The organism is Polaromonas sp., assembly GCF_030682935.1.
In the GTDB taxonomy this organism is placed as follows: Bacteria; Pseudomonadota; Gammaproteobacteria; order Burkholderiales; family Burkholderiaceae_C; genus Polaromonas.
Genome location: NZ_JAUXNA010000180.1, coordinates 1 through 4335 on the forward strand (window position 1 = coordinate 1; position 4335 = coordinate 4335).

Annotated in this window: 4 protein-coding genes; 1 reads left to right on the plus strand and 3 read right to left on the minus strand. The window is 66.6% G+C overall.

Annotated elements, in window-relative coordinates:
* Positions 1 to 111: DUF3297 family protein (locus Q8K05_RS08070; protein ID WP_305246101.1), on the plus strand; the 111-nt coding region annotated here is incomplete at its 5' end.
* Positions 112 to 230: 119 nt separating this feature from the next.
* On the opposite strand, the gene pabB is transcribed toward Q8K05_RS08070, so the two are convergent.
* The 3 genes from pabB to nadC form a co-directional block, all read right to left on the minus strand.
* Positions 231 to 2003 (minus strand): aminodeoxychorismate synthase component I, encoded by a 1773-nt coding sequence (gene pabB / locus Q8K05_RS08075; RefSeq protein WP_305246096.1) that lies wholly within the window; start codon positions 2001 to 2003, stop codon positions 231 to 233.
* 130 nt (positions 2004 to 2133) lie between these two features.
* Positions 2134 to 3252 carry a quinolinate synthase NadA gene (gene nadA / locus Q8K05_RS08080; protein WP_370868802.1) on the minus strand — a complete coding sequence of 373 codons (1119 nt, stop codon included), beginning with the start codon at positions 3250 to 3252 and terminating at the stop codon, positions 2134 to 2136.
* Positions 3252 to 4127 carry a carboxylating nicotinate-nucleotide diphosphorylase gene (gene nadC / locus Q8K05_RS08085; protein ID WP_305246100.1) on the minus strand — a complete coding sequence of 292 codons (876 nt, stop codon included), beginning with the start codon at positions 4125 to 4127 and terminating at the stop codon, positions 3252 to 3254. Before nadC ends, nadA begins: the two co-directional genes overlap by 1 nt.
* Between the last annotated feature and the right edge of the window lie 208 nt (positions 4128 to 4335).

Genomic DNA, 4335 nt, shown 5'->3' on the forward strand with positions numbered 1-4335 from the left:
TACTGCATCAGCGAGGGCTGGATCAAGGTGCCCGCAGGCAAGACGCTGGACCGCAAAGGCCATCCGCTGCTCATCAAGTTGAAGGGTAAGGTCGAAGCGTTTTATCGGTAGATGGCTTCTGGTCGCCATGGCCGGCCATGGGTCTGCGCGGCTGTCCGGGCACGAAAATAGTAGCGGTTGACCCCCCGCTTCGAGCCCAGCGAGGAGCTTTCAAAAGGAGAGCACCCAGCTCAAACTATCCCGGCCGCTATCCACCCCCGCAAGCTGTTCACAAACGCCCAGCCCTGCACGCGCGGCAGGTCTTGCACCCGCACTACCGCCTCGGTCAGCTTGCCATCCCGCAGCGCCAGCGCCCTCCCCACACCCGGCAACAAGCCGCACGACAGCGGCGGCGTCAGCCAGCGGCCCTCCACCAGCATCGCCACGTTGCCGCGCGTGCATTCCGTGATTTCGCCTTCGGCGTTCCACAGCACGGTGTCGAACACCCCGGGCTCGGTGGGCGTGAAGGCGTCGTAGTGGGCGCGGCGGGTGGTCTTGAAGCGCACGAACTCGCCGTGGGCCTCCATCAGCGGGCGGTCGGCCAGTTGCAGCCGCACCAAGGCGGGGGATGGGTCCATGGCAAAGACCTGGGCGCTCGCCTGGCCTTGGACATCAAGCAGCAGGCGCACGCGCCACAGCCCTTGCGGGTGGGCTTGCGCCAGTTCGTTCAGGCAATGCTGCACTTTGGCTGCATCCCACGGGGTGCCAAAATGCGCGGCGGCGGCAGCCAGGCGCTGCAGGTGCTCGGCGGCGTGGCGCAGCTGGCCATCTTGCAGCGCCAGGGTTTCCAGCAGGTCAAACGGCAGACTGGCCCGCTCCAGAAACTGGCGCTTGTTGCGCCATTCCTGCCATTCGGCATCCGGCGCGGCGCCCGAGGTGATGCCGCTGCCAATGCCGCAGCGGAGCAGCCCGGCCTGCACGGTGACGGTGCGGATCGGCACGTTGAAGGTGGCCCTGATTCCATGGCCCTGCTCGCCGGGCCGCACCACGCCGATGGCGCCGCAGTAAACGCCGCGCGGCTGGGGCTCCAGCGTGCGGATCATCTGCATGGCGCGCACCTTGGGCGCGCCGGTCACGGAGCCGCAGGGGAACAGCGCGGCAAACACATCGGCCAGCGTGGTGCCGGCACGGGTGCGGGCCTGCACGTCGGACGTCATTTGCCACACGGTGGGCAGCGCCTCGGTATGGAAAAGGCGCGGCACCTGCACGCTGAAGGGCTCGGCAATGCGCGAGATGTCGTTGCGCAGCAGGTCCACGATCATGACGTTTTCGGCGCGCTCCTTGGGCGAGGCGCGCAGGGTTTCGGCCTGGGCGGCGTCGTCCTGCGGCGTGGCGCCGCGCGCGGCCGTGCCTTTCATGGGCCGCGCCAGAATCTGGCCGCCCTGCCAGTCAAAAAAAAGTTCGGGCGAGACCGACAGCACCTGGGCGTCGCCAGTGTTGCCGGTGTCGATGAAGGCCGCGTAGCCGCCCGGCTGGGCGCGCTGCAGGGCGGCAAACAGGGCTGGGGCCGCGCCTTCTGGCGGCTCGCCCACCCACGCACCTTCCAGCGGTGCGGTGAAGTTGACCTGGTACAGCTCGCCGGCTGCAATGGCGCGCTGGATCTGGTCCATGGCGGCGCCAAACGCAGGGCGCAGGCAGGTCTCAGCCCACTGCACCTGCGCGGGGCTGGCACTGGCGTCATCGGGCCAGGGCAAGGCTTCGTCATAGACGGCAAACCAGGCCAGCGGGCCGCCGGGCGCATGCACGGCCAGGGCGGCGTCAAAAGCGGGTGCCGCTTCGTAGCGCACATAACCCACGCACCAGCGTCCCTGCAGACCAGCGGCCTGCACGGCGTCGAGCACGGGGCGCACCTCGGCCAGCTGGTGCGCCACCAGCACCTCGCGCGGCGTGCCGAAGGCGTGGCGCAGGCGGGGCGCGGCGCTGTCGTTCGGATCAGAAAAGTCTATGCGTGAAGTGATGGTCATATGGGGCTCTGGCGCTTGTCAGGCTTGCGCTGGCAGCTATCAAAACAGGGGTATTTTTGGCACATGCGCCGGCTGGCCCTCACCCCTACCCTCTCCCAGAGGGAGAGGGAGCCATACCAGCGCTCCAGCGTTACGCCGCGCCGATGTGCGGCACCAGTCCGGCGGTGGGCTGGCCGTTTTTGAGGGCGGCCGTGAAGGCCAGCATGCGGTCAATCGGCAAGCGGGCGCGCAGGCCCAGCGCCGCATCAACATGCACCTCGTTGGCGCCGGTTTCCAGCACCTGCGCCACGCCGGCCAGGCTGTTCATGGCCATCCAGGGGCAGTGCGCGCAGCTTTTGCAGGTCGCGCTGTTGCCGGCGGTGGGCGCTTCAATGAAGGTTTTGCCGGGGTTCAGCGTGCGCAGCTTGTGCATCATGCCGTTGTCGGTGGCGACGATGAATTCGGGCACATCCATCTCGCGCGCGGCCTTCAGGATGCCTGAGGTCGAGCCCACCGAATCGGCCAGCGCCACCACGTCGGCGGGCGCTTCGGGGTGCACCAGTACCTTGGCCAGCGGGTGCTGTTTCATCAGGGCCTGCAGTTCAAAGGCCTTGAATTCATCGTGCACGATGCAGGCGCCGTTCCACATCACCATGTCGGCGCCGGTTTGGCGCTGGATGTAGCCGCCCAGGTGCCGGTCGGGCGCCCAGAGGATTTTCTGGCCCTTTTCTTTGAGTGCGCGTACGATGTCGAGCGCGCAGCTCGACGTGACGACCCAGTCGGCCCGCGCCTTCACGGCCGCGCTGGTGTTGGCATAGACCACCACGGTGCGGTCGGGGTGGGCGTCGCAAAAGGCGCTGAAGTCGGCTATGGGGCAGCCCAGGTCGAGCGAGCAGGTGGCGTCCAGGTCGGGCATCAGCACGCGCTTTTCAGGCGACAGTATCTTGGCGGTTTCGCCCATGAAGCGCACGCCCGACACCACCAGCGTCCGGGCGGCATGGTCGCGGCCAAAACGCGCCATTTCCAGCGAATCAGACACCAGCCCGCCGGTTTCTTCGGCCAAGTCCTGCAGATCGGGGTGAACGTAGTAGTGCGACACCATCACCGCATTTTTGGCTTTAAGCAGGCTGCGGATGCGCTCTTTCAGCGCGGCGCGTTCGGGCGGCGTCGGCTCGGCCGGCACGCGCGCCCAGGCGTGGCGCGTGGAGCAGCTGCCCGCCATTTCGGGCTGCTCGTAGTCCACGTTGATCCGGGACAGAATTGAATTCATCATTGCCCTCCTTGCGGCGCGTCAAAGCGCATCGAAAAATCTATGGCCTGCACATCCTTGGTCAACGTGCCTATGGAAATGCGGTCCACGCCGGTTTCGGCCAGCGCGCGCAGTCCGGCCAGCGTCACGCCGCCCGAAATTTCCAGCACCGCCCGTCCGGCGTTGATGCGCACGGCTTCGCGAAGCGTGGCCAGGTCCATGTTGTCGAGCAGCACCATGGTGGCGCCCGCATTCAGCGCCTCTGCCAGCTGCGCCAGCGTTTCGACTTCAATTTCCACAAAGTCAGCCTGGGCCGCGATGGGCGCGGCGCGCTGCAGCACCTGCGCAATGCCGCCGGCAGCGGCAATGTGGTTTTCCTTGATCAGCACCGCGTCGTACAAACCGACCCGGTGGTTGGTGCCGCCGCCGCAGCGCACCGCGTATTTTTGCGCCAGGCGCAGGCCCGGCAGGGTTTTGCGGGTGTCCACAATCTGCGCGGACGTGCCTGCCACCACGGCAACATAAGCCGCCGTTTTGCTGGCAACGGCGCTTAACGTCTGCAAAAAGTTCAGCGCCGTGCGCTCGGCCGTCAGCAGCGCCCGGGCCTGGCCCCGCACTTCAAACACCAGCTGGTTGGCCGCGCAACGCTCGCCGTCCTTGACATGCCAGACCAGCCGGGCCTGCGGGTCGAGCTGCTTGAGCGCCGCCTCAACCCAGGCGCTGCCGCAGACCACGGCGCTCTCGCGGGCGAGCACCCGCGCGCGCGCCTGGGTGGCGGGGTCGATCAGGGCGGCGGTCAGGTCGCCGGCGCCCACATCTTCGGCCAGCGCACGCGCCACATCGCTCTGGGCCAACTGGGCCAGCGCCTCAGCAGAAAAATTAAATGACTTTTTCATAAGCAATCTGAATAAAGAACCGTGCGGAAAGCGCACTGTACAGTGGCCTAAACTACGGACAAACCCGCAGCGGCGGTCGCAAATGTTACAGCCGTATGAAAACCGCCACATCCAGCGGGGCCTGACCGCAGGCCTTGCGCCCTACCATCCACTGACTTCAACGTCTTCTCGCCATGTTCAGAACCCTGCTCAAATCGAAAATTCACCG

Coding starts and splice junctions, on each gene's coding strand:
- nadA (WP_370868802.1), bottom strand. CDS start 3,252: ATGAATTCAATTCTGTCCCGGATCAACGTGGACTACGAGCAGCCCGAA.
- pabB (WP_305246096.1), bottom strand. CDS start 2,003: ATGACCATCACTTCACGCATAGACTTTTCTGATCCGAACGACAGCGCC.
- nadC (WP_305246100.1), bottom strand. CDS start 4,127: ATGAAAAAGTCATTTAATTTTTCTGCTGAGGCGCTGGCCCAGTTGGCC.